Below are 25899 nucleotides of genomic sequence, written 5' to 3'. Positions count from 1 at the left end.
TTATAAAATGCTAAGTTGGGACGAATTCGATAAAGACGAAGCACCCGCGACCACGCCGGCTGCAAAACCCCAAGAACCAAAAGTAGCAGAGCCCGTTGTTAGCGCGGCGCTGAACACCATGAACAGCGAAGAAGTACTCAGCGCTGCAGACCAGTCTGTGCTCGACAAAGCCAATGCTGCCATCGCCAAACTAGACCTTGCAGCCGGCTTAGAAGAACTAGAAATGGGCGCCGCGCGCTTACGCGTAGAAGACAAGCGCATCATCAACTGCCATCTCGATCTAAACCAGTTAGTGCCGTTTAAATACGACTGGGCTTGGCAGAAATATCTCGACGGCTGCGCCAACCACTGGATGCCTCAAGAAGTAAATATGACCGCCGACATCGCCTGCTGGAAAAACCCAGAAGGCCTGACCGACGATGAACGCCGTATCATCATGCGGTCGCTAGGTTACTTCTCAACCGCCGACTCACTCGTCGCCAACAACCTGGTATTGGCAGTCTATCGTCATATCACCAACCCAGAGTGCCGCCAGTATCTGCTACGCCAAGCCTTTGAAGAAGCCATCCACACCCACGCCTACCAGTATTGCGTAGAGTCACTGGGCATGGACGAGGCCGAAGTCTTCAATATGTACCGCGAGCTTCCCTCTATCGCCAAAAAAGCGGCGTGGAGCCTGCAGCACACCAAAGCCCTGGGCGACCCGAACTTCCACACCGGCACCCCAGAAACAGACCAAGAACTGCTGCGTAACCTGATCGGCTTCTACGCCGTCACCGAAGGCATCTTCTTCTACTGCGGCTTCACCCAAATACTGTCTATGGGCCGTCGCAACAAAATGACCGGCATCGCTGAACAGTTCCAGTACATACTCCGTGACGAGTCTATGCACCTGAACTTCGGCATCGACATGATCAACCAGATCAAACTGGAAAACCCACACCTCTGGAGCGAAAAATTCCAAGGCGAAGTAACCCAAATGATCCTTGAAGGCATGCAGCTAGAAATCGAATACGCACGCGACTCAATGCCACGCGGTGTACTCGGCATGAACGCTGGCATGATGGAAGAATACCTCCAGTTCATCGCCAACCGTCGTCTGTGCCAGCTCGGCCTAAAAGAACAATTCCCCGGCTCGCAAAACCCATTCCCATGGATGAGCGAAATCATGGACTTGCGCAAAGAGAAAAACTTTTTTGAAACGCGGGTTATTGAATATCAAACTGGTGGGGCGTTGAGCTGGTGATGTAAGTGATCCCCCGAAGTAACGCTAGAGAGAATATTCTATCACTAGAGAAAATATTCTTAATTAATAAAAAAGCCGCATATCGCGGCTTTTTTATTATAAATTTCAACGAGTTAATAAAACCCCGCCCGATTACCAAGACCTAGACAACCCCACAAATTGGAAAGGCCGTGCGGCTATCTGCCGATAACCTCACCGGTATAGCAAAGGCAAAAAAAAGAGGCGCTCTTCAATTGACGGCATTAAGAACTTGGTATTTGATGCGTTTGTGGCTAATGCTTAGCTATCGAATGAAGGGCTACAATTGGTAATAAGCGGATGGGGTATAGGAATGCTTAATGTTTACCACTCACAATCATAGAATTGCCATCAATCTAAGTGTTCTCTTTGCTCGCTATCCGGCCTTAACCAATCAGTCTTTATCCCGTACGCGTGAAAGCGAAGACGCCAGTAGGGCAGACGGCACTGCCACAACACCTAGCCCTACGGCTAGCACGAGAAATGTAAAAGTCTTTCCACCTGTCGTTATTGGGTATACATCCCCGTATCCAACCGTAGTCAGCGTCGCTACGGCCCACCAGATTCCGTCGAACACAGATCGAAATATTTCAGGCTGCGCTGGGTTTTCAAAGATATAGATTCCAACGGCTGCAAGGTAAATAACCAGCAAGGACGCTAGTCCAAAAACCGCCAATTCAGCTCGGATTTCTATAAAAGCCAGACGAAAACGGTTCATTGCGCGGCTGTAACGCAAAATCTTTAACATCCTAATTGCACGTAGCGCCCGCAGATCCCCACCCATAGTCAAATAGAATGGCAAAATTGAGATCAGGTCTACCAATCCGTAGAAGCTAAAGATGAATTTCCACGGGCGTTTTTCAACCCATAAACGTACAAAATATTCGCACGTAAATATCGCCACCAGTGATATTTCAATACTTCTTAGCACGGCATAAAATGCCTCTGAACGCTCAGGCATCGTCTCAATGGTATAGCTCACCACCGATACTAAAATCATTGATTGAATTACCCAATCGAACACCCGACCAGCAGGTGTCTCTCGCGATTCGATAATTGGTCTTATTAGCGCCCGTAGGTCACGCACAATATTGCCTCTATGCATTAATCGTGTATGTATTATTTCAGAATATATGTAAAATCTTCGCCCCGAACTCTCAAGGAGACTTTTACTCCATTTTATTGAAGCAAGGAACCTGCGATTACTGATTGCCTATATCGCTAATCGTTAGGTTGATGATTATAAATTCAACGGTGCCCACCTGACGCAGAACCTTTGCTCTAGCAACCTTCTCTGCCGCATGTCCTGCTCTGGTACAGACTGTGTGAAAACTATTTTCAATTCATAATTTAGACAAGAACTGATGTGAATATGTGTCTTACATCAAAATCTGACCAAGTTTTCTAACCAATCAAATACACATTTTACGTAGCGCTGCGTGATTAATTTGGTCGTAGGCGTTTTCACACAGCCTGGGTAATAAGCAGACGGTCAAAAATACGTATTTTGATGAAAGTCGTATGCTTATCTACGACTTTAACCCAAAGCGCAGCGGCGCGCGGTTGTTTGCGCGTCCGGCCCCGAAGGGGCGTACTGCCGCGCATTGTTAGTTGCCTTATACACCGATATTTCTCCGTAACACGTCTGCCGACTCGATAATACGATCAGTGCGGTACAGTTCTGGGTGCTTTTCTGAGCCTGAGTAACCTGTTGGGTCTCCTGTGCTGGCATTAACTACCCAGGAGACTTCTGGGCGACGCTCACCGAGATGCTTGCCAACAGACTGCGAGTTGGTGCCAATTATTTCTGCTACAACACCGTAAGTACAACGTGTTTTCACTTTGTTAAGGTAGCTGATAATTAATTCTAATTTTTCATCCATTACTCAATATCCGTGGGCAACTAACGCCGCGCTCTGCGGCAAATTTTGAGTGTAGCGGAAAATTTGTCCGACAGAAGCGCCTTGTTAGCACTGGGTTATATCCGCAAGCTTAACCTCCAACTCTGCCCTATATGTTTCATTAGAGCAATTTTCGATTGCTTCACGAAGCTCTCTAATTGAATTATCATGATCATCGAGCTGCATATAGCAACGGCTAAGCAGATCGTGATAGATAGAGATTCTCGCTTGCGCGTTTTGATCTTTTCTTGCTGATTCAAAACACTCTTTAGCGCTAGCCAATGCTTCTTCGTAGTGGCCTTTCCCCAACTCTAAGTATGCTTTGGATTTCTCATATAACAGCCAATGGTTTACATCTTCGTCTGGAACTTTTGTGATTGCTATTAAAGCTTTATTTGGCTGATGCCCAATGTTATATGTCTTTGCGACACATCTAGCATCATATGAGCGAAGATGTTTGCTATCACTAATCTCGTTTGCAAATGATAAAGCCGAATCAATTAAAAGTTTGGCAAGTCTTTCGTTAGATTCGCGACCTGCTGCTACTGATGAATTAGTTAGGGCTTCGCATGCACTTACCCATTGCTTGTTCTCGACTTGATTCGGCGGGATAGCTATCAATTCTGGTATTGATTCTGCGATACTAACGCATGTACGGCTATGCTTGTATCCGAACATTGATGTAAAAGAGACGAATGCCTCATAAAATTGATCCAGTCCTTCTAAAGCAGATATAGATATCACATCAGCCAGTTTTTTGACTAGTTCTTGCTGATCATTGATTTCTCGAACAATCTCTTTATACGATCTTAATCTGGCAAGAGCAGCTAATGAAACTCGAAGGGGGACTGAAAATAATTCATCTTGTATAAAGCCCAAAAGTACTCGCATAGCTTGTTCGCCAGCGTCTTTTACATCTCTATCGACTCCATTTTGAGTTCCTAAATGAGCGATTTGCCCATAAGTTGCATGCCAACTAGGTTTTAGCTCTAGTAATTGATTGAATGACTCTAGGGCTTCCGCATACTTCCCTGAACGCCTAAGAGATTTACCCGCATGATGAAGAAGCTCTAGTTGAATATCTTCCGGTACACCATCCTTTAAGAGCTCGTTATACCTGTTGGCACAGACGGCATAGTAGTCTTTCCTCGCGTTGTTATCAGTAATCGTATACGAGTGGATTTCCTTCGCATCAATTACACTCTTAATCTTTGGTAAGCTATCACTCTTGTTGAAATCGATATCAAACAGCTCTTCATGAAGCGCAATTTTTTTATCCCCTTCTAGCTGCAGCAATGAGTAATGGAGCCAGTCAATATCCCTAGAGCCACCACGCCGTAAATGCTCATCGTAAATAATATCGGAACACAAATGTATCTGTCGAAGCACACTTGGTGTCATATCTCCGGACTTCAATGATATGTAATCTTCAATCGATGCAATAATAGACGAGCTATCGACGCCATCCTGAGCAGCAATTGAAATAAGGTCATGAAGACGTAGCACACCGGTTGTGTTCTCAGGCGCAAGAATGGATAGTTTTTGAAGAGAATTACATTTTAGGGCGCCTATGAAATGCCTCAAAAACTCAATGTCATGGTAATTTTTACCTGAATTAGCGATTTGTTTTAATGCACTAAGAGAGCTATCTGGCAGCCCAGTTAGAATTTTTTTGACAATTGAAGCGCCGCTAGAGTCGTCAACTAATTCTGGATCATCTAGAATTTCTCTATAAATAATTTCTTTATCGATCCCTTGGTCATGGCATAGCTTTTTGGTCATTGAGAGAATTAGTGGAGAGAAACGGCATCTTGATATAAATTCCTTACATAAGTCAGAGGCTGACTGTGCGGTTTCTCCTAGTAGAGCAAAAGCGCTGTCTATCGAAAGCTGTGGAATAGATAGATATACTGAACTTTGCGGAACTGAGATTTGCGAAGTAACTAGAACGACACCTCCTTTTTCAAATCCAGCCCTAAGTTCTTCGAAGTTACTTTCTTCAAGACCTGCTGTATAATTATCAATAACAAGGATGGATTTCTCAGCATTAAATAATCCAGCTACATTAACCGGTGCCCCACCTCTACTTCTTTGAACAGAACACAGCGAGGAGTCGGAATTCCAATCCTCACCTCCAATCCATATGTAATTTGGAAAAACACCATTATTTCGTCTAACGAAATCAATAGCGGACTGAGTCTTCCCTGATCCGCTAACTCCATAAAGTATGCAAACAGCATTTCCGCTTTCGAAGTGATTGCTAATGACGCCAATTATCTCATCTGCTTTTACATGTCCTTCACAAGAATTCGGCAATTTTCCAAAGTACTCATAGTTATCCATATTTTGAGAAAATGCTGGAAAATATTGTTTGTAAAAATCGGCTACAGTCGGATTAGTTATTGATTGCTCATACACACCTTTTGCAAGCTCTCTTGCATCAATTATTATTAGACGATCCGCGTGTTCTTGGCCAATCTGTGTAGAATTAAACTTTGAACGAAAAGATGGGTTCTCTTCTTGATTACTAATGAGGTATATCTTTTCTGGGTCTGACTCGCCTTTATGCCCCAATGCATGAGCAATATCTTTGTTGATTTTCGAATAAACAGGGGCCTCTTTGGTCCCCGAATAATCAAAGTAGCCTTTCTCAGCACTGTATTCTCCGACAATCGAAGAATCATCAGAAAATGTATCTACTGTATAGCCGGAAGGCATGTAATCCTTATTTAGACCATGATGAATGAGAGGTTGGTTTTCGCGCTGTGAAATATAATTATGACCAACCAGCTCTATTCCTGTCGCGTCTAAGCAGGTTATTTCTTCAATGAGCCCTTTAATAATTCTCTTCTTGATATGCTCAAACAATTTTTACTTCCCCTACTTTCGATGGTCTCGGAGTATCGTATACGTCGAGGTGCTAACGCCTGCGGCAAAGGCGGCTGCTTTTTGGAGTCGATTTGATATGTTTGTTAGCGCTGCTTGTATCATTAGCTAAAATCTAAATCATCCAGATGCTTATCACGTTCAATTCTTTTAGCTTCTTCCAGCTCTGCTTGAATGCGAGAATTAGCATTGTATTCGTCTATATGTTTTTCTAACTCTCGATTTGCTTCTGCAACATCGTGCTTTAGATCTTTTAAATGATAACGGTTTAACTCATCAAGTGCACATTTAACGACAATACAATCGCCTTCAATCCAAGCTCTACGCCACATTGAGTGGCGGGCAAAACCTCTAGACTGGTCAAAAAAGTGCACCCAGTCTCTTGATGGAGTTTTGGATAGTTGTAAATAATAATCTTGCAAGCCAGAGTATTCTCTATCTTGCTTAGTTCTCTCTTTTACAATACCAACAATTTTAATTTCTTGTTCGTGCGGAACATCACCTGGTAAAGATTGAGGTTTACTTTGCTTGGGTTGAGAAGATTTTTGTTGCTTGATGGCTTTAGGCGTTTCTTCAACTCCTAATGCTCTTAATAGTTTTGAATAAGAGATTTCAAATTCATTTGGATTGGTAAAGTCAGCATATAGTTTATCTGAAAGAGAAGTAGGCAGATCACAATTATCAATAACTAAAGGAAGCACTGTAACTTCTCGCCCAGATATTTCTTTCGACATAGCAATACTTATTTCTTTTTGTACCCAGCTAGATTCGACCGAGTTCTTAGATATAATCGCTGCAACGAACCTCATATCGTGGATTCCAGCTGATATTTTTTCGATTAAAGAATCCCCTATATTTATTTCTGCTTCATCAAGCCAAACTATCACTTCATCCGCAATTAAACGTTCCGCTAGATTCCTCACCCAAGGCTTATCTTTGGAGTTATGACTTAGAAAAACTGACGACATGTGCGATATATCCTTGTAGTGCTAACAGGAAATTCAAATGCGTTGCGCTTTATAACTCGTGTACATGACAAGTCGAAGCTTTGCGGTGATTAAGCAGGATAATTCTATTTGAATCAGGGTGATAGTAAGTCTGAAATGATTTTTTCATTTGCGTGCATCCTGCATTTGATGTGAAATCCTTTTACCCTGAGCATAATCACTTCTCAATAAAAATCAATTACTTAAGTGAATTCCACCAAAATTAGTGAGCGCCATGCTGCTGAATACGAGTTTAACCGCTTCAGCGACTGACCACTATTGTGACGCTAGAGCCAAACACTGCCTAATTCATAAATCCTGACCCAACTTGTGCTGCTGGCGATCCTGGTGACCCCGACCCTGCCGATCCATGATGCCTTCTATTTCCGGCTACTTTGATTCCCACCCATAGGCCTCTAATATCTTAGGCCTATACATCCAAAATACTAACAAAAACATGATGCCCCCCTGTATTAATGGTATCAAAAGTTTTAACCAATCGTTTAAGGCTATCCCCATTTTTACTATACAAACAGATATAACAATCTGAGCGACATAGGCAACACCAAAAGATATCAAAGCAACTCTATTCATCTGGAAAATAAATCTAAGCCCTGGCTCAAATAAACAAATCAAAAAAACAGTCAATCCTCCAAGAAAAATATAATTTATACTCTCATTATAGTAAGCCGCCATGAAGGCAATAAATATCGTCCCACCAATCGTGCTACTCGTCTTATATACATGCGTTGCGCTAAATTCATTTTTCATAAACAATTCCGCCTGCCCCCAACATCACCGTAGAAATCGTACTCATCTGGAAATTCATAATTGCTGAAGCTAAACGACCTACTAGCCCAAGTGTGCGCGTAAAGATTTGTCCACCGATGAAATTGGCGTAATCGATCAAATTAGCTCGGATATATTTGCAAACTGCTCGTCGCAATACCTCGCAGTAATATCTTCAACGGAGTAGTCATCACGCCTCGGCTCATTAGCGGCTTGCGTTAGTGAAGCAAGAACCATTAAACAAAGTACGGATGTGAGTTTGCATGAGTTGAGCTTGGTGTCATCCCTGAGTGTTATCAGTCCCTAAAGCGTATCAAAATTGAATCCAGAAGGCACTTCAGGGAGCAGAGCGCGGTTTTTGTATGTCCGCTAATGTGACGCTAGAGCCAAACACACCCAGCATCTTCGGGCCGCATCCTGATCTGGTAATAAGCGGACGCGTGATGACCTGCATGCAGGGTGTTGTGGGGGCTGAGGTTTAGAGGCCCTCGGCTACCCGATTAGATGCCATTAGCCACAACACTCGCCTTCTTGTATTGGAGGACACTTTACAGTGCCAAAACTACAAAACACACAGCAATCTCCTGCGTTTGGTTTGAGTACTTTCTTACAGTTCTCGCAATCATAGAAATACTGGCAGGCATCCGTTGGCATTGTTTCGTTTTGGGTATGGCCACAGTGAGGACACTGAATTGTGGATTGAAGCACTACGCTGGTGTTTGGCATTGATTGCACCTTTTTAACTCAATGGTATTCCAAATGGCGGCAACAACCAGGCCACCTAAACCAGCATACAAAAGCCACGCGACCAGTGATACGTTATAAGCGTAAATGAGTGCCAGGACACTTATGATTGTTAGCGTTAAAGGCATAGCCCTATGGTGTTTTTTGAACGATAAGAGTGCACCGACAGCAGCAATAACAGCAAACGCCTGTACGAAATAAATGATGTATCCTGAATATGGCAAAAGTGAGCTAAGGCCAACAGCGCCCGCGACTGATGCTAAGAATGGAAGGCAGCAAGGAGCTGCGGCGGGTACCGCTGAAATTACACTTCCAATTCCACCGATTGAATCTAGAGAGTTTTTCATATTCGCTCAAGGCTGACCTCACGTATTAGAACGGAGTCAGTATAGAGTCCGTACCTAGGTACGGCTTCAAGCCTTGGGATCAATTAAACTTTCGATGATTGGGCACCCCTCATAAGGTTGGGTTGACCGGCAACCTGCAACAGCTCGCTCTAATACCGACTGGATTCGAGAAAGGTCAGCTAATTTTTCATTAACCAATATAAGCTTACGATTCGCTAATTGCTCCGCTTCAGCACAACTGGAGGCAGAAAGGCTAAGCAGTGATTCAACTTCAGAAAGCGAAAAACCTAAAGCTTGGGCTCGTTTAATAAAGCGAAGCCTGTCCAGATGCTCAGAAACATAAATACGATTTTCGCCATATGGACGCTCTGGAATATCCAATAAGTCCCTTCGCTGGTAATACCGAACGGTTTCGACCGATACCCTAGCTTCTCCAGCAAGCTCTCCGATTCTCATATAGCTAGCCTTGGCATCTAACAGTAAGTTCAAATGCGTTGCGATGTATAACTCGTGAACATAGCGAGTCTAAGCTTTGAGGTGATTAAGCAAGATAATTCTATTTAAATCAGGGTAGTAGTATGCCTGAAGTTTTTTATTTGTGTGCATCCTGCATTTGATGTGGAATCCCTTAACAATGAGCATAATCACTACTCAATAAAAATCAATTGCTTAAGTGAATTCCACCAGAATTAGTGAGAAGCCATGCTGCTGAATGCGAGTTTGATAGTTTCAGCGAATGACCGCTACTGTAACACTAGAGGCGATCATATCACCTCTGATCAGGTGGCCAAATTCACTATGCCACTACATTCAAACTATCTTGCAAATTTCAGTCTTAAATGACGCAAAATCAAAGACTATTCAACCCGCATTCAAACTACCGTATTCTATGGGGAATAAAAGCTACAGTGAGTAATCGATGAAAGCGCTTGATGTTATTTCATGGTCTATCTTTCCGGTGACAGTTGCCGCCGTGCTGCTTGGCGCAGTTTGGGCTATCGACGCCGGCCATGCGCCGAGTCTGGTCGCTGGGATCGGAACATTAACAAGCCTAGTGCTGGTGGTGACATTGGAGCGCTTACTTCCCTACCGTAAAGAGTGGAATCAAGGGCAGGGCGACCTGCGAACAGACTTACTGTATTTACCTAGCTACTTTGGCATCAACGCACTGGTGCAGCCCTTGGTCGCTGCCGGGGTTGTAGTGGGCGGCGCTATGTTGTCGAATGCCTTGGGCATAGGTCTATGGCCCTCAGAGTGGCCATTGCTCGCTCAGTTTCTATTGGCTTGCTTAGTCGTGGAGTTTTTCGACTATTGGCCTCATCGCTGGCTACACGAAGTGCCTTTCTTATGGCGTTTTCATGCCATTCATCACAACCCAAAAAGATTGTACTGGCTCAATGCAACGCGAGCCCATTTTGGCGAAGTGGTGTTTCGCGGTGTTATCAACGCGGTGCCGCTGGCACTGGCCGGTGCAAGCGCAGAAGTGTTGGCACTGGTAGGCTTGGCGAACTCCCTCATTGGCCTGTTCCAGCATGCAAATATCAACTTTAAACTCGGCCCGTTAACTTGGGTCTTCAGCGTTGGCGAAATGCATCGCTGGCATCATTCACAGGATGTGTCTGAGGCAAATCATAATTACGGTAGTAACTTTCTGTTTTGGGATGTGGTGTTTGGCACCCGATTCCGTGATGCGACAAGATCTGGCCCAGAGCGCCTGGGAATCAAAAATGATTCCATTCCAGCCAGCTGGTGGTCGCAACTTTCGGTGCCTTTCAAAACGCAAAAAAATGATTGATTAAGGGAATCTATTGCTTAGCACTGCCCAAGATTTTTCACTTTAAAAAACGAACTAGATTTCCGGAGAAGTGACCTTGCAAGACCCATTTAAAGTACTGGTTAGAATTCGCTATTCCGACTGCGATGCCCAAGGCGTTATGTTTAATGCTCGCTACGGCGAATACGTCGACGTTGCGGTAACTGAGTTTTATCGGCGAGCCTTCGGCAGCTATCAGGATATGCTTGATATGGGGCTTGATAGTCAGGTGGTGTCTTTATTAATAGAGTGGAAGTCACCCTGCACCTTCGACGATGTGGTCGCTATTAGCATTACAGACATTAAACTGGGAAGGACATCATATACCATTGAATTGCAGTTCACCGACGTAGAAACACAGCGAGAAATTGCCAGCGCAAAAATCGTCTACGTGATGGTGACCGCGAATGAACATAAGAAAGTTACTATACCGGATGATTTCCGCGCGCTATTGATTCAGCCCCAGCCTGGCACCGTCAATTTAGCGGGCATTTAGTCTGTTTAGCTAGTCAGCTCAAAAGCCACATTCAAACGCCTGGCCTCATGTCACGCTAGGGTTCATCAGCACTACGCCGACTCCGTCCAAGACAGTTGTTATCAATAAGCGTCTTGGTATTACTACAGATTCAAGTGCCCAGTCTTAACATAAATAAGTGCACCGTCTTCTTTTGTAAACGGCGTATGCCTACTCAGATGGGGGCTACGCAACCAAGAGCCTTTTGGGTAAGCGCCGTGCTCGTCGTGAAAAGTGCCCTCTATAACAAAAATCTCTTCGCCACCCCAATGCTGGTGAGTACTAAATTGTGTATTGGGCGCCCACTTTACTAAGGCTACGTGTTCGCCTTCAAATTCATGTAATGGCATGACGGTTAGCCCGCCAACAAGACCCTGCCGCCAAGACGCTGTGTGCGTATCAATCACCTTCTGCTCGGTGTCAGCTTTACTAAACTGCTGTAGTTTGACGAAAATAGTTGCGCCATCTTTTCCTATGCTGGGTTTGTGTGAGGTTCCAATCGGGTTACGCACATAGCTGCCCTTGGGATAGTCCTGATACTCGTCTGCGAAAACCCCATCTAGCACCAAAAACTCTTCACCACCTGAATGGAGGTGTGGTGAGAACTCGCTGAATGGCGCATATCTAACAATCGACGTGGCTCTAGCGACTTCATCGCCGATTCTGTCGAGCATCATGCGTTCGACACCGGGCATGGGGGAATCGACCCAGCAATAGTCCTCTGGTCGAATAACAATACGCTGTTCAAAATCAGCGTGAATGTAAGTGGTCATGCATAAGCCTCACAGAAACAAAAAGGTCATTAGAGATGTACGGCAACACCTGTGGTATTCAAACGACTAAGGCAAGGTCCTAATCTGTTGAATCGTAACCGGAGTGTCGCCCACGAAACAAAGAAATCGAATACATTACTCAAACGTGTAAAGAGCCGAAATATAGGAGCGCTGACCGCAGGGAAACTCATATCCTCACGGTGCGATTAAGAGACTATAGCACCCACAGAACACCTTTTTGACCAGCCCGCAAAAACAATAATTTTTAAGAAGAGCGTTATTTCATGGTTTAAATGAAAATAAGCCTAGGCAACTACAATATCGCAATAAGAACACCGTAGAAAAGCACTAGAAAGCCACCAATCTCTGCGGCTATCAAGGTCCACATATACAGTGAAATCATCCTTGATGAGATTGTTAACCGGCCCATGGCGTGGGGTGACTTTAATTGATTGTCGGTGTCTTTCAATAAGCCATGAACAAGATATGTGGTAATCGCTGTAGCAAAATAAAACACCACCACGCCCACAGAAATTAACTCAACTCTATTTGAAAGCTGGCTTACCTCTGCAAACTTTGCCAATAATATTGCCGCAAAAGCGTACAGCAGAGACGCTCTATGGCAAATATCCACATAGGGGTGCGCACTACTATCTTCTGACGTCATTATTTGTTGGTATTTCCACACCCCAGTAAGGAGACCGGTAAGAAAAAATACACCGGCCGATATAATGGCCAAATTCTCAGCATTCATAAGAAATTTTCCTAAGCCTAGGGGAGATAAAGTATCGCGAGCGCCTTTGCGGCTGACTTAAAAGAAAGGCGGGCCTCAGTTTAACACCGCAAATAGCCGCCCCCGCCACAAGGGCTTGAATCAAAGTAGCCTAGTATATCAAAGACCTTTAATACCGCCCTGTTATATACGCCGCAGATGGCCAATCAGAATCACACCATCAGCGCCTGCCTTAAAGAGCCGGCAAATTTATCTTTTTGCCCACAACATCAGTAAACTAGCGCCCTTCTAAAAAACCTCCCTAGAAATAGATTTTATGCACACACTTGCACAGCTTCAGTCCGGCGAATTAGCCGGTATTCAGCGCCTAAGCTTGGCAGCAGATTTGCGTGAATTTCCGCTTGAGATTTTGTCGCTTGCAGATAGCCTAGAAATTCTTGACCTATCTAACAATCAATTGACGACACTGCCGGCGTCAATCGCGCAACTTAAAAAACTGAAAATTATCTTTGCCTCAAATAACCAGTTTACCGTTCTGCCAGATGTACTGGGGGAATGTGAGAATTTGGAGATGGTGGGCTTTAAAGCCAATAAGATACACACTGTGTCGGCTAGCTCGCTGCCAGCCAAGCTGCGGTGGCTGACCCTAACCGACAACCACATGGAGTCTCTACCAGAAGCGCTGGGCAAGCGACCACACTTACAAAAATTACTACTGGCAGGGAATAGACTCCGTGAACTTCCGGAATCTCTACGTCAGTGCAAAAACTTGGAATTACTGCGTATTTCTGCCAACCAACTCAGCGCCTTTCCAGCGCAAGTCTCCAGCCTGCCTAAACTGGCGTGGATCGCGTTTTCGGGCAACCCTTTCAGTCGCTGCAGTGATAGCCTGCAGTCTGTGCCGCTAATATCCTCATCGAGTTACCACGTGGAGAATGTACTTGGGCAAGGCGCATCTGGGATTATTTCCAAGGCGACGTGGACAGAGCCTCAGACCGAGTTTCCAAACGATATCGCCGTAAAAGTGTTTAAAGGCAAAGTGACCAGCGACGGCTATCCCGAAGATGAAATGCAAGCCTGTTTAAAAGTGGGCAGTCATCCCAATCTGGTCAGCTCGCTGGCGCAGGTTAAGGAAGTCGACTACCTAGCCCTGGTGATGCGTTTGATTCCGGCGCAGTTTCACAACTTGGGATTACCGCCGAGTTTAGACAGCTGCACCCGCGACACCTTTCCGGCCGATTTCACTTTATCGATAGAGAAAATCGCAAAGGTCATAGAACAGATGCGAGGAGTGTTTGCGCATTTGCATGCAGCTCAGGTTTGTCACGGCGATCTCTATGCCCACAACACCTTGGTCGATGAGCAGGCCAATGTGCTATTTGGTGATTTTGGCGCAGCGAGTATGTACCACATGTTGAGTGAGTCGCAGCAGCAACTCATCAAACGGATTGAAGGCCGTGCACTGGCTTATTTTATTGATGATCTTTTAAAGGTTTGCGCCCAAAAAGATAGTCAGAGTGATCAATATCAACTTCTCAGACGGGAGGCCCAGCAACTACTCGGCTAGGCCACCAAGTCTATTACCAAGGGACTGATTCAAGTACCACTGAACAGACTAGGTTTTTCGCACCTTAAATGACGTAAGATCACGACTGATTGATAGCTTAGCTCAGGAATCGGTATGCGTTTATATTTATTGGTATTGTTCAGTGTGTCGCTGATGGCCTGTGGCGGTAATTCCAGCTCTGGTGGCGCCGCTGCGGCTAGCGGCTTAGCGTCATGGCCAGCATCGCAGCAAGGTGAAAACCCGCCACCAGCTCCAGAGCAATTCGAGCCCATTGTCACCAATGGCGCCGAGCTCGCCGCTATGCTGCCCAGCAATGTCGTGAACCGTCTGTTTGACCCGGTCGCCTTTGGTTACACCATTAACGATATAAGCGATCCAGTGATTGTCGAGCATATGGTGCGTTCGACCTTTGCCCAACTGCAAGATGGCTCGCGCCCACAGCATGCCTACCACTGGTATGGCCACCCCTATGAGAACGCCGAAGTAGCCTTAATTCCGGTGGAGTTTCTCAATCGCTATGGCACTAAATTATACGGTGAAATTGTTTTGCCGTATGCGGCAACGGGCAGCCCTAGAGAGGGGCCTTTTCCGGTGATCATCGCCTTAGAGGGTTTGAATACCAATATTGCCATGTACCGCTGGTGGCATCGCTTGTTTGCCGACAATGGCTATATGGTGTTTGCCTTTGATTTTAGTGGCCAAGGCCATTCTGAGGACGAGGTTGAGGGCGACCCCGGCAATAATCTGCATGACGCCCAGGACGCAATGACGTATTTATTTGAGCAGTCGTCAGTGGCCAGCGTGCTCAATGCCGAGCAAGTCGGTGTGATAGGTCATAGCATGGGCGCCGCTGCGGTGCTGCGTGTGCAAGAACAGGAAGCGAGTAACGCCACAGAAGCTAACCCCGTGCGCATCAAGGCCGCGGTTGCTGCAGCGCCGGTAGGTGAGTCGGTTAGCGCGAGTCCGATTCCGATCATGATTCAAACCGGTGATCACGATGGCCCCATTGCTCCCCTGCCCTTTATTAATCCCGCTGTGGTTCGGCCGCTATACGATAGTTTTGAAAGCGATAGGGCATTTATTGTTGCCGAGGCCTCCAGTCACGGCCAGCACACCAATTATCCTTTCCTTCCCACCGCGACATGGGGCCGGGATATTGCCGCCACTTACTCTTTAGCGTGGATGAATTATTATTTGCGCGGCGACGCCTCAGCGCTGTCAGTCCTTGAGGGCGGTCATCCCCATTTATCGTTTTTGCACGATAGCGCAACGCGGATAAATGGCCTTGAAAAAGTCTATCGCGGCAATGGCTTGGCTCCCGATCCGGCTGAGTTTGAGTAGTGGCGAGGGTATCGCCATATTTCATGGCCTATAGATAACGTGGCATCAGGGGATTTTTAAATCGCCGCTATTCTCAATAACGGCGTCTCTCCTGATTCCACCCCCGCAGTCTCCACGTACCCGTGAGCGCGTTATCGCCAAGGCCAGCAGCAATTTTGGGAGATAAATCTAAGCTCCACGCCAGTAGAAATCCAAAAGCGGGTATAACTAACTAGCTGGCCTGGTTCGACATTACCCAAGGCGGTAACTCACCCCATAATTTCTCAGCTACATCCGCATCATCGGCCTCGGCACTGGCCGATGCTAGGTGTGTGCTACGGTAGTACTTCCCCGAGACTAATGTGTCTTTCGCCGCGGTAGCACAATGAATCTGTGTCTGCGCGCCTTGTTTTGGCGTTTTCATAAACAGCTTTTCAACCGGGGCTAAAGCGTTTCGTACTTTTTCTATCATGCCGGTATCAGCCAAGCCTTTGCCTGCCACATTGGTGTATACGGCACCTGGATGTAGGCAATAAGCGGTAACACCCGTTTTAGAAAAATGTCTATCAACACTCCGTGTTAGATGCACCAAGGCCAACTTGGACTGTCCATAGGCATTCCACGAATTGTATGGACGTTGAGGATTAAAAAATTCAGTGTTAAGACCTTTGCTGTGCAATTGAGAAACCACATTTACCACGCGACTATCACCGGAGATCTCGGCCGACGTTTGCAGCAGTGGCAATAAGCGATAAGTTAAATGCGCAGTACCTAAATAATTCACCCGCCACTGAAGTTCAAAACCGTCGGCACTCAACTGCGGGGAAGTCCACCTCGACAGAAGATCAAGATGTATGCCCGCGTTATTAATCAGCACATCAAGCGCTAGAGCCTTGGTTTTATATGCGTGTATAAACGCTTCAACCGACGCATACCGTGATAAATCCAAATTAAAGGCGTGAATATTTTGGTGATAGCGAGAGTCCAATTTGCGGCATAAAGCTGCGGCAATAGCGCCACTGTTTTTACGCACTGTTACCGATACCGCCGCGCCCTGCTCCAGCAATTGCAATGCAGTGGCAAATCCCAATGAGCCTTCGGCACAGCCGGTCACAATAAAATGACGCCCCTGCAAGCATGTCACTTCAGCCATTTTAGCGCCGCCGATAAAGCCCTGTATTTTTCCAAACATGCCCGTCATAATCCTTTACTACTATTCTATAAGTATGTCATCAAACCACACGCCGCGATGAGACTATTATCGATGTGCAACCATCGCAGCTTAAGGCAATACAGCGCAAGCAAACAATAAGCAGCCACTTAGCCCATGATTACGAAAACAAAAGACAAATTACTCGCCAAGTACCGGACCCGCATCCGCGAGCGCGCTATCGTCAACGCCAAAAAACAGTTGGCGCTGAAAGGGATAACACCAGGGGAATTAGGGCCCGATGAGCTTGAGATTTTAGTCCATGACGAAGAGGTAAAAATCCGGGGCAAATTGAAGAATTACAGTCTTGCCGCCCTGATTACGGCGCTCACCCTGGGTCACTTTTAATGCTGATCCCCCTACTGCGCAGCGGTGTGCTGTATATGATTTGGCGGCGCCATATACGGCAGCGCGCGCTGGGTCTAGTCGTTACTGTGTTCATTATATTGGCGGTCAACTTAATCCAGTCAGAAGCATTGGCATTCTTTAAGGCAACCGAGAAACTCGACCTTGCGCCGCTGGCCTTTTATTTTCGTTGGCTGGGATGGTTGGCCGCGGGCATAGGCTATGTGTGGTTTGTTGAGCGCAAAATTGCCAAGGCGTCTAAAGCTGCAAGCGCTCAGCGTGATGGCAGCGCTATGACGTCGCGCGCCAAGACCAAGCCGCCCGCTAAACCCGTTGAACACCACGATGGCTTTGATGCCTTGCGCCACAACGCGCCTTTGCGCTCGCGCGCAGACATCATGCTAGAACGGAAAAAGCGTGAACACCGGGACTGACTTAAAAACCATTATCGCGGGCTGGGACCAGCGCGATAAAACCATCATCGCTATTCTCTGCGACCTTGAAGACGACACCCGCGCTGATGGCGGATTCACGACCAATTCGGCCGACAAGATTGTCGAGCAAATACGCTGGATGTACCACTCTCGCACTAGGCACAGTATTAAACGCAACTTCAAACGCATCGCTAGACAGGGTGCCGATAAAGATATGCTCGGCCCCACCTACGAAGTTCTATTGTTAGGCGCAGCCAAAAAACTTGGCATCCATAAGCACTGTAAATCACTAGACGATTACGAGCGCTACATCCCGCAGGCGGTTATTGTTGCCGCGTTGGCAAAGATGAATCCGGCGCAAAGAGATCAGTTTTTTAGCGAAGATATTAATGCCGGCCCCATGTGGGAAGCGGCGGGAATCAAGAGCGGCGGACTTATTGGCCTGCGCACGGCAGCTAGTGTGATTGCCATAAGTAATGCCTCCGGGGCGGCAGTGTATGCTGGGGCAACAACAGCGCTGGGCTTTGCAACGCATGCGGTGGGGATCACTCTGCCATACGCGGCTTACACCGGCCTGTCTGCGACCATTGCCCAGCTTATTGGCCCGCCCGGTTGGCTCGCTCTGGCTACCTATGGTTTTTTTAAAGTGACAGGCACCGACTGGAATAAATTAATGCCTGTACTGTTAACCATTATTGCCACCAAGCACCGGCGTCAACTGCTTGCTCAATCAGCATTGCAAGACCAGAACTTGCAGGCTCAGGGCGAGGAAGATCAGGCCTGGGATGGTCTAGGCACAGCGCCTAAAAAAAGCATTTAAGTAAGCCCCATAAGCACTGATGCTAGGCGCCCTTTCTGGCAGTTACCGCTGGCAAACAGCACTCGCTGTCAGCTCATATAACATTGCTCAATACCTGCCTAGCATTCAGCAGCTCATTAATAGCTAAGCCACTTTCCCTAAACTACCAAGTCGTATTATCTCCCACTAAATCCAATCTCATGTCCGCGCGCTCACCGCTGCAGCCCCCGCGCAGAGGCACGGCTGCGGTGAATTTCTCACTAAAAATCATTTGAGCTACACACGATTCGCATACTGGGTATTGGATAAGCAATTTCGCGGATAGTCACGTCAAGAGTGCTCAGCTTGCGAATAACGAAAACTGCCCTATATTGTTAGCAAGGCTATGGAGACGGCTTTCTATATAAAGTGACCGGCTTTATTAGATTTTAATAATAATTAGGGGTATATCTATGTCCAGAGTCAAAAATATCAAACTGCCCATTGGGCTCTGTCTTTTATCACTTGCTATTAGTGACGTCCACGCTCAGGACTCAAGCAAATCGGAGAAAACACAGGAAATTGAAGAGGTCATTGTATTGGGGTCTCGCAAGCCTGGACGTACGGCGGTTGATATGCCAGTTCCAGTGGATTCCCTGGGTGCAGAAACGCTTCGCCAAACCGGCCAAACCGAAGTGGGCCGAATGCTACAGTCTGTTGCACCATCTTTTAATTTTTCCAGCTCATCCATCAGCGACGGTACCGATGCGCTGAGACCCGCCACGCTCCGTGGCCTAGGACCAGATCAAACCTTGGTTCTGATAAATGGTAAGCGCCGCCACACAAGCGCCCTTATTCACGTCAACACCTCAGTGGGCCGAGGCACCTCGGGTGTCGACATGAACGCCGTGCCCGGTGCAGCCATCAAGCGCATAGAGGTACTGAGAGATGGTGCGGCGGCACAGTACGGTTCAGACGCGATTGCCGGTGTTATAAATATTGTGCTCAGTGATGAGCCCGAAGCTGGCCGAGTTGCCGTGTCTTATGGAGAATACTCTGAGGGTGATGGCGAAACGCTCAATATCGACCTCAGCAAAGGTATTCCTCTGGGAGATCGCGGTTTTGTGAACGCGACCTTGAACTATCGTGATCGTGGGTCGACCAATCGCGCGGGACTCAGCGGTCAATGCCAATATTTGGCCGGCTGTGATGCCAGTAACGATGGCACGGGTAGTGCAGATCCCGATGGTATCGATGAGGCTTCTGATCCACGGGAAGCGACATTCCCACGTCGCAATTTTAGAATTGGTGATGCGGATTCAGAACAATTTGCGGTGGTACTTAACTCTGCCTACCAGCTCAAGTCTGGCGAGCTATATGGTTTTATGACCTATTCAGACCGTGAAAGCACCTCGGCGGGCTTCTATCGCCGCGCTAACCAAGCGGCCAACAACCCAACCCTAGCAGATGGCGAGGCTTTTGCACCCAACGGCTTCTTGCCTTTGATCAATACCCAAATCGACGATTTCTCTGCAAACCTAGGTTATAACCAGGAATTTGCCAATGATTTAACCATGGATGTTTCTTACACCATTGGTTGGAACGACTTTGCGTTTTTTATTAGCAATTCAGTGAACGCATCCTTTGTTAATGATTTGCGCTTTAACCAAGGCCTCAGCGATGCCGATATTAGGGCAACAGCGTCTAGATCAGCTGACGCCGGTGAGCTAAGTCTTGGTTTGCAAACCATCAATTTCGACTTCACTAAATTACTTGGCGCCTGGAGTTTGGCCTGGGGCGCGGAGTTGCGCCGGGATGATTATGAAATTAAGGCCGGGGAGGAATACTCCTACTTCGACTACGACACTGATGCTAACGGCGCGGCATTGTATGCCGCCAATGCCGATGCAGGCATTCAGGTTTTTCCTGGCTTCCAACCCGGCAATGCACTGAATGAAAGCCGCGATGTGTGGTCGCTATATGCGGATGCAGAATACGACATTTCCGATGCATGGCTGGTAAGTGGCGCGCTGCGCTACGATAACTACGATGATTTTGGCGGCACACTTAATTTCAAACTCGCCAGTAGTTTTCGGGTAAACGACATGGTGACCCTCAGGGGCGCTGCGAGTACCGGTTTTCGTGCGCCGTCTATGCAGCAGCAGTACTTCAATAATATTAGTACCCAGTTTGTATCAGATGGTATGGGTGGACTGTCTGCACAGGAGCGCGGAACCTTTCGGAACGACAGCCCGGTTGCCCGCGCAATTGGTATACCTGAGCTGAAAGAAGAAGAGTCGCTTAACTTGAGCTTTGGCGTGGTATTAGAACCCAGCGACAGCTGGACAGTCTCAGTAGATGCCTACCAAATTGATATTCAAGATCGGATTGTCCTTAGCGGTGGTTTAACATCAGCCTTGGGTGACCCGAACTTGACCGCAGCCTTGAACGCAGCTGGCGCTAGCAGTGCGCAGTTCTTTTTAAATGGCGCTGATACCGAAACCGGTGGTGTGGATATTATTAGCACCTATTCCATGACCGCAGGCGCTGGCGATTTAGCGATCTCATTTGCTGCTAACTTTACTGAAACTGACGTCACCAAGGTGTTTGCCGGCGGTGGACTGGCAACGCTCAATCCCTCTGATGTATTCAGTCCTCAGGATATTTCAATTATTGAGGAATGGCAGCCAAAGGATCGCATCAATCTTAGTTTCAATTACTCCTTGGAACGTTTCACCGCCGTACTGGCTTTCAATCGTTACGGCGAGTACACCGTGTGCGAAGGCTCCTGTAATAGCTCATCAAATCGGCAGACCTTTGGTGCCAAGATATTGACCGACATAAATTTAAGTTACCGTCTGCAAGACGATCTTACGTTTAACTTCGGTGGTAACAATATTTTTGATGAAACACCTGATAAAAATGTCATCGGTCAGAGTCGTGCCGGCACAATTGCAGACGCCAACGGCAATGTCTTTGTAAGCTCTCCGGGGGTGTTTCAGTACTCACGCCGTTCTGCCCCGTTTGGCTTTAATGGCGCTTACTTCTTTGCCGGGCTAACCTATGATTTTTAGTAGCTGATAACACAGCTAGCAATGCGCTTACATCCCAGTAAGCGCTTGCGATTTAGCCAACAAAAAAGGCGAACTGATCTCAGTTCGCCTTTTTCCGTTTTACAACACCAGTGGCCCGTCGCTGCGCAATTAGGTCCTTAAGATAAGGCCTTCGCTAGAGGCGGGTTCACGCGCACCGAAAATGGCATTGTTATCTCGTAGGTCACCCCGGCAACACGGGTGGGAATAGGCGAACCGGGCTGAACGTCTGGCGGCAACAGTCCTAGCGGACGACTGCGTTGGCCAGAGACATAGATACGGTCGCCACTTGGGGCAATCGCTACCCCAGTCACTTCGGTGAGCGCCGGATTTCCGGGCAGTTGCAATAAGGGAATGGTCGTGCGATCGGGCAGTAATACCATACAGCGCATAAAGCCGCCGTCTTCCACCACCAGCATTTCACCGTCGAGTGTCATCGCAATATTGTCGACCCCGGTGAGCGGCTCCTCGGCATTATCGAAGGGTGAGCCTGCCACATCATTACTGGGTTCATAAATACTTTCGAGGGTTTGCCCCTCGATATCGATAACCCAAATATTGTCATCACTTTTAGTGGAGAAAAAGATAAAACCTTGAAGCCACCAAACCCCTTCGTTGCCACCGAAAATAGTGGCATCGACCATATCTACCGTTGCGGGCTGCGGCGTGCCGTCGTCGATGGCGTCATTCCATACAATAGGCGTGGGCCCTGCCCTCGCCGCATCAATACCGGCTGGCACATACAGCACCTGTAATTTACCGGCATCCATGTCTGGGCGTTCATCGGCAACTGGCCAGCTGCTTACATTCCAAACCGTGCGATAAAAGCGATCGGTTTCAGAGTCGATATCTTCGGTGTGATAAATAGCGCGGTTGTCGGTATCTATAGCGACCATTTCGTGGGCCTTGCGTCCAAAGCGCGGCAACTCAATGGGTTCACCACCATCGCGCAGGGGACTGCATTCAAACATTTTACCGTCCCAAATCTCTTCGCCATTAATCCAGGTGCCCCACGGCGTTGCCCCACCAGAGCAATTAGTAGTGGTGCCGCGCTGGCAAGGATAGGCGTCAACTAAATTACCCAAAGCATCGAAACGCAGCGCACTCACACCGCCGCCAAAACCGGGCGGAAGTAACTCCGCGGCGTCGCGACTTAAGTTGGAACGAAACAAGCCCGTCGGGTCTTGATCACGAATCGTGGTCAGATCCCTAGCTTCGGAATTACTGACATAAATCCAACCACCGTCATCGGTGCGAAACGTTGCCCCGCCATCGGGGTCGGAATGCCACAGGAAGGTCGGGTCAACATCAGGTAGCGGAGCTTCGCCAAACACTGCTAGCTGACGGGAGGTAAACCCCTGGGGCAGGCGAATTCCATCTTCATTGGGCTCAAGCAGTGGCCCCATAGTTTTGAACTTACTGGAGAAGCTCGCCGAAGACCCACTACTACTAGAGCTACCGCCGCAAGCCGTCAACCAACTTGCCATCGAAAGGCTACCCGCAGAAAACAGTAAATTGCGCAGAAAAATGCGCCGTGACCAGCCCTTGCGCTCTACGTCCTTCAGTAATGGATTCACATGTGCTCCTTAATCTATTGGCGAGCTTCAGCTGGAATGTCGACGCGTATCAAACACCGCCGAATAAGCCACTCCATATCAGCAACCTTCTTAGCATAGTAAAGTGTCAAACGTATGAATAGTCCGCAATACTAGTGCTAATATCGTAAGAGAGACTAAAACCTCAACTGATAAGATGTTGGCAGGGAAAGCTGGATGCCTTTGAAAATAATAATACTAAGTGTTGAGAAGAACTGAATAAATCCATGGCTCGCGCCTCGAATACATAAGCATTACCTTTGTCAGCGGCCTATACTTCGCACTAATCAACACCGTCACACCGCCTTCATACTCGGAGAGAACATTGACTCAACATCGCTATCTAAGATCGTTTTTTGTTGCCAGCATGCTGCTAACTTTATTAGTTGCACCAGCCTCCGCAGACCTGCGCTCTGTGCTCGCGAACACCTCCATTGAGGGCAGCCCACTACTGGCACCCTTAGCTTCACGTTCCTTTTATGCAAAACGGCTTTACGCGCCCGTATGGACACCGCAACGCTTAGAGCAGCTGCGGGCCGCTATCGCTTCAGCCAGCGAACAGGGATTGTCACCCGCGAACTACCACCAAGAAATATTACAGTCTGCCCGAGGAGATGCGCTGGAAGTCCTTGCGACGGACGCTTGGCTGGCACTGGCCGCGAATATCGTCGGCGGCCAGCTCAACCCGGTCACGATCGAGCCAGATTGGACCGCCGCGCGCCGCGAACGAGATCTAGGTAGCGCACTCGAACAGGCAATTGCTTCGAACCGAATTATTGACGCCTTGCGAGACCTCGAACCCAATTCGCCAAGCTACGCCGCCTTAAAAACCGCGCTCAAGACCCTTAGAGGACGGGAAAATTCCGATAACTCTGCGCCTATAGCGGCGGGCGCGGCGTTAAAGCTGGGGATGACTTCAACGCGCATCCCAGCGCTGCGCCAAAAGTTGGCTAAGCGAGGTTTTGATGCTGGCGACTCCCAGAGTGAAGTATACGATCCCGCTTTACTGGCTGCAGTAATCGCATTTCAGCGCGCGTCTAGCCTCGCCGATGATGGCATTGTCGGCGCCGCCACGCTGCGGCTACTAAACATGACGGATCAAGACCGCCAGCAGCAGCTAATCGTTAATATGGAACGCTGGCGCTGGCTGCCCGAAGACCTAGGCGAGCGTCACATTCGCGTGAATATCGCGAACTACAATCTAGAAGCTCGGAATGGCGGTGTTGTAGAGCGGACGCATCAGGTCATTGTCGGCCGCGATTACCGGCAGACACCGGTATTTTCCAACAACATTCGCTATATGATTGTGAACCCGTGGTGGGAGACGCCATCGAGTATCGCCCGCAAAGATAAAATTCCCGCTTTCCAGAAAAATCCCGAGAAAGTTCGCGAACTGGGTTTTGACGTCCTCGACCGCGATGGCAATTTACTGGACTCTGACAAAATTAATTGGCGCGCCTATAGTACAAATTATTTCCCGCTGCGGTTGCGTCAACGTCCCGGCCCGCTTAATGCCCTCGGGCAAGTTAAAATCATGTTCCCCAACCCCCATGATGTCTATCTACACGACACCGCTTCGCGCGAACTATTCGCGAAAACTGATCGCGCTTTTTCCTCTGGCTGTGTACGCGTGCAAAACGCACTTGAATTGGCCAAGTGGTTACTTGAAAAAAACCCCGACCAAGACCTAACAACCATCGCGACGGTCGCAGCAAGCGGCAAGGAAACCCGGATTAATATGGTCAAGCCAGTGCCGGTACACATTCTTTATTTTACCGTCATCATCGACGCCAATGGTAAGCCCGTGTATCTAAACGATCTTTATAGTCGCGACCAACGTGTTGCCAAGGCACTTGAGGGCTAAATCGGAATGAGCACCCTACTGAAAATGTTGCTACTAATGCTGTGCTGTTCACAGACGGTGCTGGCATTTGAGCCAGGACTTGCTGGCTTTGGATTGAGCGTGAACGGCAGCCGCGTGCCATTTAATATTTTCAGTATTTCACTAATGCCAGGCGAAACTGCGGAGTTAAAACTAGAGCAAGCGGGCACCGTGAGCGCCAGCGGCGGCAAGCTAGAAGGCTCAGGAAAACAATGGCGCTGGAGAGCGCCGGCAAGCAGCGGACACCATACTTTGCAGGTCAAAGCTAAAGGTTCAACTATCTCCCTCAATGTATTTGTTCTGCGCCCCGCTAGTAATATCAAAAACGGTTTCTTAGGCGAATACCGCATGGGCGAGTATCAAAGCCAGCCTCTTAAAGGTTTGGCATCGTATCAAAAACCCCGCGGTTTTATAGAGGTCAGCAAAGAGCTGGCTGAGCTACAAGTATCACCGCATTTCACCCTCGGCGAATTTCTTTGCAAGCAAGCGTCCAGCTGGCCTAAATACCTCATCCTAAGTGAAAAACTTTTAGTGAAACTAGAATTAACACTGCAACTGTTTGAAAAAAATGGCATTGATACCAGCGGCGTAGTGGTAATGAGCGGTTACCGCACCCCTTGGTATAATCAAAGCATAGGCAATAGCACTAAATATTCGCGTCACCTCTACGGCGGCGCAGCGGACATCTATATCGACAGCGCGCCGCGTGACGGTAGGATGGATGATGTAAACAAAGACGGAAAGCGAGATCAGAATGACGCCAAGTATCTATATCAATTAGTTGATGGATGGCTTAGCGAAGACCAAGAAACCGCCCACCTCCGAGGCGGGCTGAGTCACTACCGAGCGAATGCAGCTCACGGGCCGTTCCTACACATAGATACCAGGGGGCACCGCGCGCGCTGGTAGCACCAGCCAATGCGAGC

General features: G+C 47.8%; 23 protein-coding genes. 11 read left to right on the top strand and 12 right to left on the bottom strand.

What is annotated here, in order from left to right; all coding sequences use genetic code 11:
- Nucleotides 1–7 precede the first annotated feature (7 nt).
- Entirely contained in the window at nt 8–1246 is a 1239-nt protein-coding gene (locus AB4875_RS04200) for a ribonucleotide-diphosphate reductase subunit beta (protein WP_368374798.1), read from the top strand.
- Nucleotides 1247–1658: 412 nt separating this feature from the next.
- On the opposite strand, the gene AB4875_RS04195 is transcribed toward AB4875_RS04200, so the two are convergent.
- The 8 genes from AB4875_RS04195 to AB4875_RS04160 all read right to left on the bottom strand — a co-directional run bounded on the left by AB4875_RS04195 (nt 1659) and on the right by AB4875_RS04160 (nt 9373).
- Complete coding sequence (locus AB4875_RS04195; RefSeq protein WP_368374797.1) at nt 1659–2369, bottom strand: ion transporter; 711 nt, start codon at nt 2367–2369, stop codon at nt 1659–1661.
- A 511-nt stretch (nt 2370–2880) separates the two neighbouring features.
- Nucleotides 2881–3147 (bottom strand): hypothetical protein, encoded by a 267-nt coding sequence (locus AB4875_RS04190; RefSeq protein ID WP_368374796.1) that lies wholly within the window; start codon nt 3145–3147, stop codon nt 2881–2883.
- An 84-nt stretch (nt 3148–3231) separates the two neighbouring features.
- Nucleotides 3232–6033 carry a tetratricopeptide repeat protein gene (locus tag AB4875_RS04185; protein WP_368374795.1) on the bottom strand — a complete coding sequence of 934 codons (2802 nt, stop codon included), beginning with the start codon at nt 6031–6033 and terminating at the stop codon, nt 3232–3234.
- Nucleotides 6034–6155: 122 nt separating this feature from the next.
- A complete protein-coding gene (locus AB4875_RS04180; protein WP_368374794.1) occupies nt 6156–7019 on the bottom strand; it encodes a toll/interleukin-1 receptor domain-containing protein in 864 nt (287 codons plus the stop codon).
- Nucleotides 7020–7427: 408 nt separating this feature from the next.
- A complete protein-coding gene (locus tag AB4875_RS04175; protein WP_368374793.1) occupies nt 7428–7808 on the bottom strand; it encodes a hypothetical protein in 381 nt (126 codons plus the stop codon).
- Nucleotides 7809–8336: 528 nt separating this feature from the next.
- Nucleotides 8337–8552 carry a GDCCVxC domain-containing (seleno)protein gene (locus AB4875_RS04170; protein WP_368374792.1) on the bottom strand — a complete coding sequence of 72 codons (216 nt, stop codon included), beginning with the start codon at nt 8550–8552 and terminating at the stop codon, nt 8337–8339.
- Nucleotides 8534–8917: a MerC family mercury resistance protein gene (locus AB4875_RS04165; RefSeq protein WP_368374791.1), complete on the bottom strand. Its 384-nt coding sequence runs from the start codon at nt 8915–8917 to the stop codon at nt 8534–8536. The genes AB4875_RS04170 and AB4875_RS04165 overlap by 19 nt, the downstream gene beginning before the upstream one ends.
- Before the next feature lie 66 nt (nt 8918–8983).
- A complete protein-coding gene (locus AB4875_RS04160; protein WP_368374790.1) occupies nt 8984–9373 on the bottom strand; it encodes a MerR family transcriptional regulator in 390 nt (129 codons plus the stop codon).
- A gap of 463 nt (nt 9374–9836) precedes the next feature.
- Between AB4875_RS04160 and AB4875_RS04155 the strand changes: the two genes are divergently transcribed.
- Nucleotides 9837–10712 (top strand): sterol desaturase family protein, encoded by an 876-nt coding sequence (locus AB4875_RS04155; protein WP_368374789.1) that lies wholly within the window; start codon nt 9837–9839, stop codon nt 10710–10712.
- A gap of 70 nt (nt 10713–10782) precedes the next feature.
- Entirely contained in the window at nt 10783–11226 is a 444-nt protein-coding gene (locus tag AB4875_RS04150; RefSeq protein WP_368374788.1) for an acyl-CoA thioesterase, read from the top strand.
- Nucleotides 11227–11348: 122 nt separating this feature from the next.
- Here the strand turns inward: AB4875_RS04150 and AB4875_RS04145 are convergent, their stop codons facing one another.
- Together AB4875_RS04145 and AB4875_RS04140 are read right to left on the bottom strand one after the other, a co-directional pair.
- On the bottom strand, nt 11349–12017 hold the full coding sequence (locus tag AB4875_RS04145) for a cupin domain-containing protein (protein WP_368374787.1): 669 nt from the start codon (nt 12015–12017) through the stop codon (nt 11349–11351).
- A gap of 313 nt (nt 12018–12330) precedes the next feature.
- Complete coding sequence (locus tag AB4875_RS04140) at nt 12331–12771, bottom strand: hypothetical protein (protein ID WP_368374786.1); 441 nt, start codon at nt 12769–12771, stop codon at nt 12331–12333.
- Nucleotides 12772–13066: 295 nt separating this feature from the next.
- Between AB4875_RS04140 and AB4875_RS04135 the strand changes: the two genes are divergently transcribed.
- Together AB4875_RS04135 and AB4875_RS04130 are read left to right on the top strand one after the other, a co-directional pair.
- Nucleotides 13067–14317: a protein kinase gene (locus tag AB4875_RS04135; protein ID WP_368374785.1), complete on the top strand. Its 1251-nt coding sequence runs from the start codon at nt 13067–13069 to the stop codon at nt 14315–14317.
- Between the two features lie 114 nt (nt 14318–14431).
- Nucleotides 14432–15658 carry an alpha/beta hydrolase family protein gene (locus tag AB4875_RS04130; protein WP_368374784.1) on the top strand — a complete coding sequence of 409 codons (1227 nt, stop codon included), beginning with the start codon at nt 14432–14434 and terminating at the stop codon, nt 15656–15658.
- 211 nt (nt 15659–15869) lie between these two features.
- Here AB4875_RS04130 and AB4875_RS04125 read toward each other — a convergent pair whose 3' ends face one another.
- Complete coding sequence (locus AB4875_RS04125) at nt 15870–16829, bottom strand: SDR family NAD(P)-dependent oxidoreductase (RefSeq protein ID WP_368374783.1); 960 nt, start codon at nt 16827–16829, stop codon at nt 15870–15872.
- A 135-nt stretch (nt 16830–16964) separates the two neighbouring features.
- On the opposite strand from AB4875_RS04125, the gene AB4875_RS04120 reads away from it, so the two are divergent.
- The 4 genes from AB4875_RS04120 (at nt 16965) to AB4875_RS04105 (ending at nt 21478) form a co-directional block, all read left to right on the top strand.
- The gene (locus tag AB4875_RS04120; RefSeq protein ID WP_368374782.1) at nt 16965–17195 is read left to right on the top strand and encodes a hypothetical protein; all 231 of its coding nucleotides are present in this window, start codon (nt 16965–16967) and stop codon (nt 17193–17195) included.
- Nucleotides 17195–17626 carry a hypothetical protein gene (locus AB4875_RS04115; RefSeq protein WP_368374781.1) on the top strand — a complete coding sequence of 144 codons (432 nt, stop codon included), beginning with the start codon at nt 17195–17197 and terminating at the stop codon, nt 17624–17626. The genes AB4875_RS04120 and AB4875_RS04115 overlap by 1 nt, the downstream gene beginning before the upstream one ends.
- Complete coding sequence (locus AB4875_RS04110) at nt 17610–18446, top strand: VIT1/CCC1 transporter family protein (protein ID WP_368374780.1); 837 nt, start codon at nt 17610–17612, stop codon at nt 18444–18446. The genes AB4875_RS04115 and AB4875_RS04110 overlap by 17 nt, the downstream gene beginning before the upstream one ends.
- Before the next feature lie 431 nt (nt 18447–18877).
- On the top strand, nt 18878–21478 hold the full coding sequence (locus tag AB4875_RS04105) for a TonB-dependent receptor plug domain-containing protein (protein ID WP_368374779.1): 2601 nt from the start codon (nt 18878–18880) through the stop codon (nt 21476–21478).
- Nucleotides 21479–21615: 137 nt separating this feature from the next.
- On the opposite strand, the gene AB4875_RS04100 is transcribed toward AB4875_RS04105, so the two are convergent.
- Nucleotides 21616–23073 carry an alkaline phosphatase PhoX gene (locus AB4875_RS04100; RefSeq protein ID WP_368374778.1) on the bottom strand — a complete coding sequence of 486 codons (1458 nt, stop codon included), beginning with the start codon at nt 23071–23073 and terminating at the stop codon, nt 21616–21618.
- Between the two features lie 343 nt (nt 23074–23416).
- Between AB4875_RS04100 and AB4875_RS04095 the strand changes: the two genes are divergently transcribed.
- Both AB4875_RS04095 and AB4875_RS04090 read left to right on the top strand, forming a co-directional pair.
- Complete coding sequence (locus AB4875_RS04095) at nt 23417–24955, top strand: L,D-transpeptidase family protein (RefSeq protein ID WP_368374777.1); 1539 nt, start codon at nt 23417–23419, stop codon at nt 24953–24955.
- Nucleotides 24956–24961: 6 nt separating this feature from the next.
- Nucleotides 24962–25882 (top strand): D-Ala-D-Ala carboxypeptidase family metallohydrolase, encoded by a 921-nt coding sequence (locus AB4875_RS04090; RefSeq protein ID WP_368374776.1) that lies wholly within the window; start codon nt 24962–24964, stop codon nt 25880–25882.
- Nucleotides 25883–25899 lie beyond the last annotated feature (17 nt).

Origin of the sequence: Zhongshania sp. R06B22, from assembly GCF_040892595.1 — a bacterium.
Taxonomy (GTDB): domain Bacteria; phylum Pseudomonadota; class Gammaproteobacteria; order Pseudomonadales; family Spongiibacteraceae; genus Spongiibacter; species Spongiibacter arctica.
The sequence above is the reverse complement of the archived record's forward strand: the minus strand, read 5'-3'. Positions and strand labels throughout refer to the sequence as shown.

Bases quoted from the DNA above. Each gene is read 5' to 3' on its own strand.
- AB4875_RS04200 (WP_368374798.1), top strand. From the start codon at position 8: ATGCTAAGTTGGGACGAATTCGATAAAGACGAAGCACCCGCGACCACG.
- AB4875_RS04195 (WP_368374797.1), bottom strand. From the start codon at position 2,369: ATGCATAGAGGCAATATTGTGCGTGACCTACGGGCGCTAATAAGACCA.
- AB4875_RS04190 (WP_368374796.1), bottom strand. From the start codon at position 3,147: ATGGATGAAAAATTAGAATTAATTATCAGCTACCTTAACAAAGTGAAA.
- AB4875_RS04180 (WP_368374794.1), bottom strand. From the start codon at position 7,019: ATGTCGTCAGTTTTTCTAAGTCATAACTCCAAAGATAAGCCTTGGGTG.
- AB4875_RS04175 (WP_368374793.1), bottom strand. From the start codon at position 7,808: ATGAAAAATGAATTTAGCGCAACGCATGTATATAAGACGAGTAGCACG.
- AB4875_RS04170 (WP_368374792.1), bottom strand. From the start codon at position 8,552: ATGCCAAACACCAGCGTAGTGCTTCAATCCACAATTCAGTGTCCTCAC.
- AB4875_RS04165 (WP_368374791.1), bottom strand. From the start codon at position 8,917: ATGAAAAACTCTCTAGATTCAATCGGTGGAATTGGAAGTGTAATTTCA.
- AB4875_RS04160 (WP_368374790.1), bottom strand. From the start codon at position 9,373: ATGAGAATCGGAGAGCTTGCTGGAGAAGCTAGGGTATCGGTCGAAACC.
- AB4875_RS04155 (WP_368374789.1), top strand. From the start codon at position 9,837: ATGAAAGCGCTTGATGTTATTTCATGGTCTATCTTTCCGGTGACAGTT.
- AB4875_RS04145 (WP_368374787.1), bottom strand. From the start codon at position 12,017: ATGACCACTTACATTCACGCTGATTTTGAACAGCGTATTGTTATTCGA.
- AB4875_RS04140 (WP_368374786.1), bottom strand. From the start codon at position 12,771: ATGAATGCTGAGAATTTGGCCATTATATCGGCCGGTGTATTTTTTCTT.
- AB4875_RS04135 (WP_368374785.1), top strand. From the start codon at position 13,067: ATGCACACACTTGCACAGCTTCAGTCCGGCGAATTAGCCGGTATTCAG.
- AB4875_RS04130 (WP_368374784.1), top strand. From the start codon at position 14,432: ATGCGTTTATATTTATTGGTATTGTTCAGTGTGTCGCTGATGGCCTGT.
- AB4875_RS04125 (WP_368374783.1), bottom strand. From the start codon at position 16,829: ATGTTTGGAAAAATACAGGGCTTTATCGGCGGCGCTAAAATGGCTGAA.
- AB4875_RS04120 (WP_368374782.1), top strand. From the start codon at position 16,965: ATGATTACGAAAACAAAAGACAAATTACTCGCCAAGTACCGGACCCGC.
- AB4875_RS04115 (WP_368374781.1), top strand. From the start codon at position 17,195: ATGCTGATCCCCCTACTGCGCAGCGGTGTGCTGTATATGATTTGGCGG.
- AB4875_RS04105 (WP_368374779.1), top strand. From the start codon at position 18,878: ATGTCCAGAGTCAAAAATATCAAACTGCCCATTGGGCTCTGTCTTTTA.
- AB4875_RS04090 (WP_368374776.1), top strand. From the start codon at position 24,962: ATGAGCACCCTACTGAAAATGTTGCTACTAATGCTGTGCTGTTCACAG.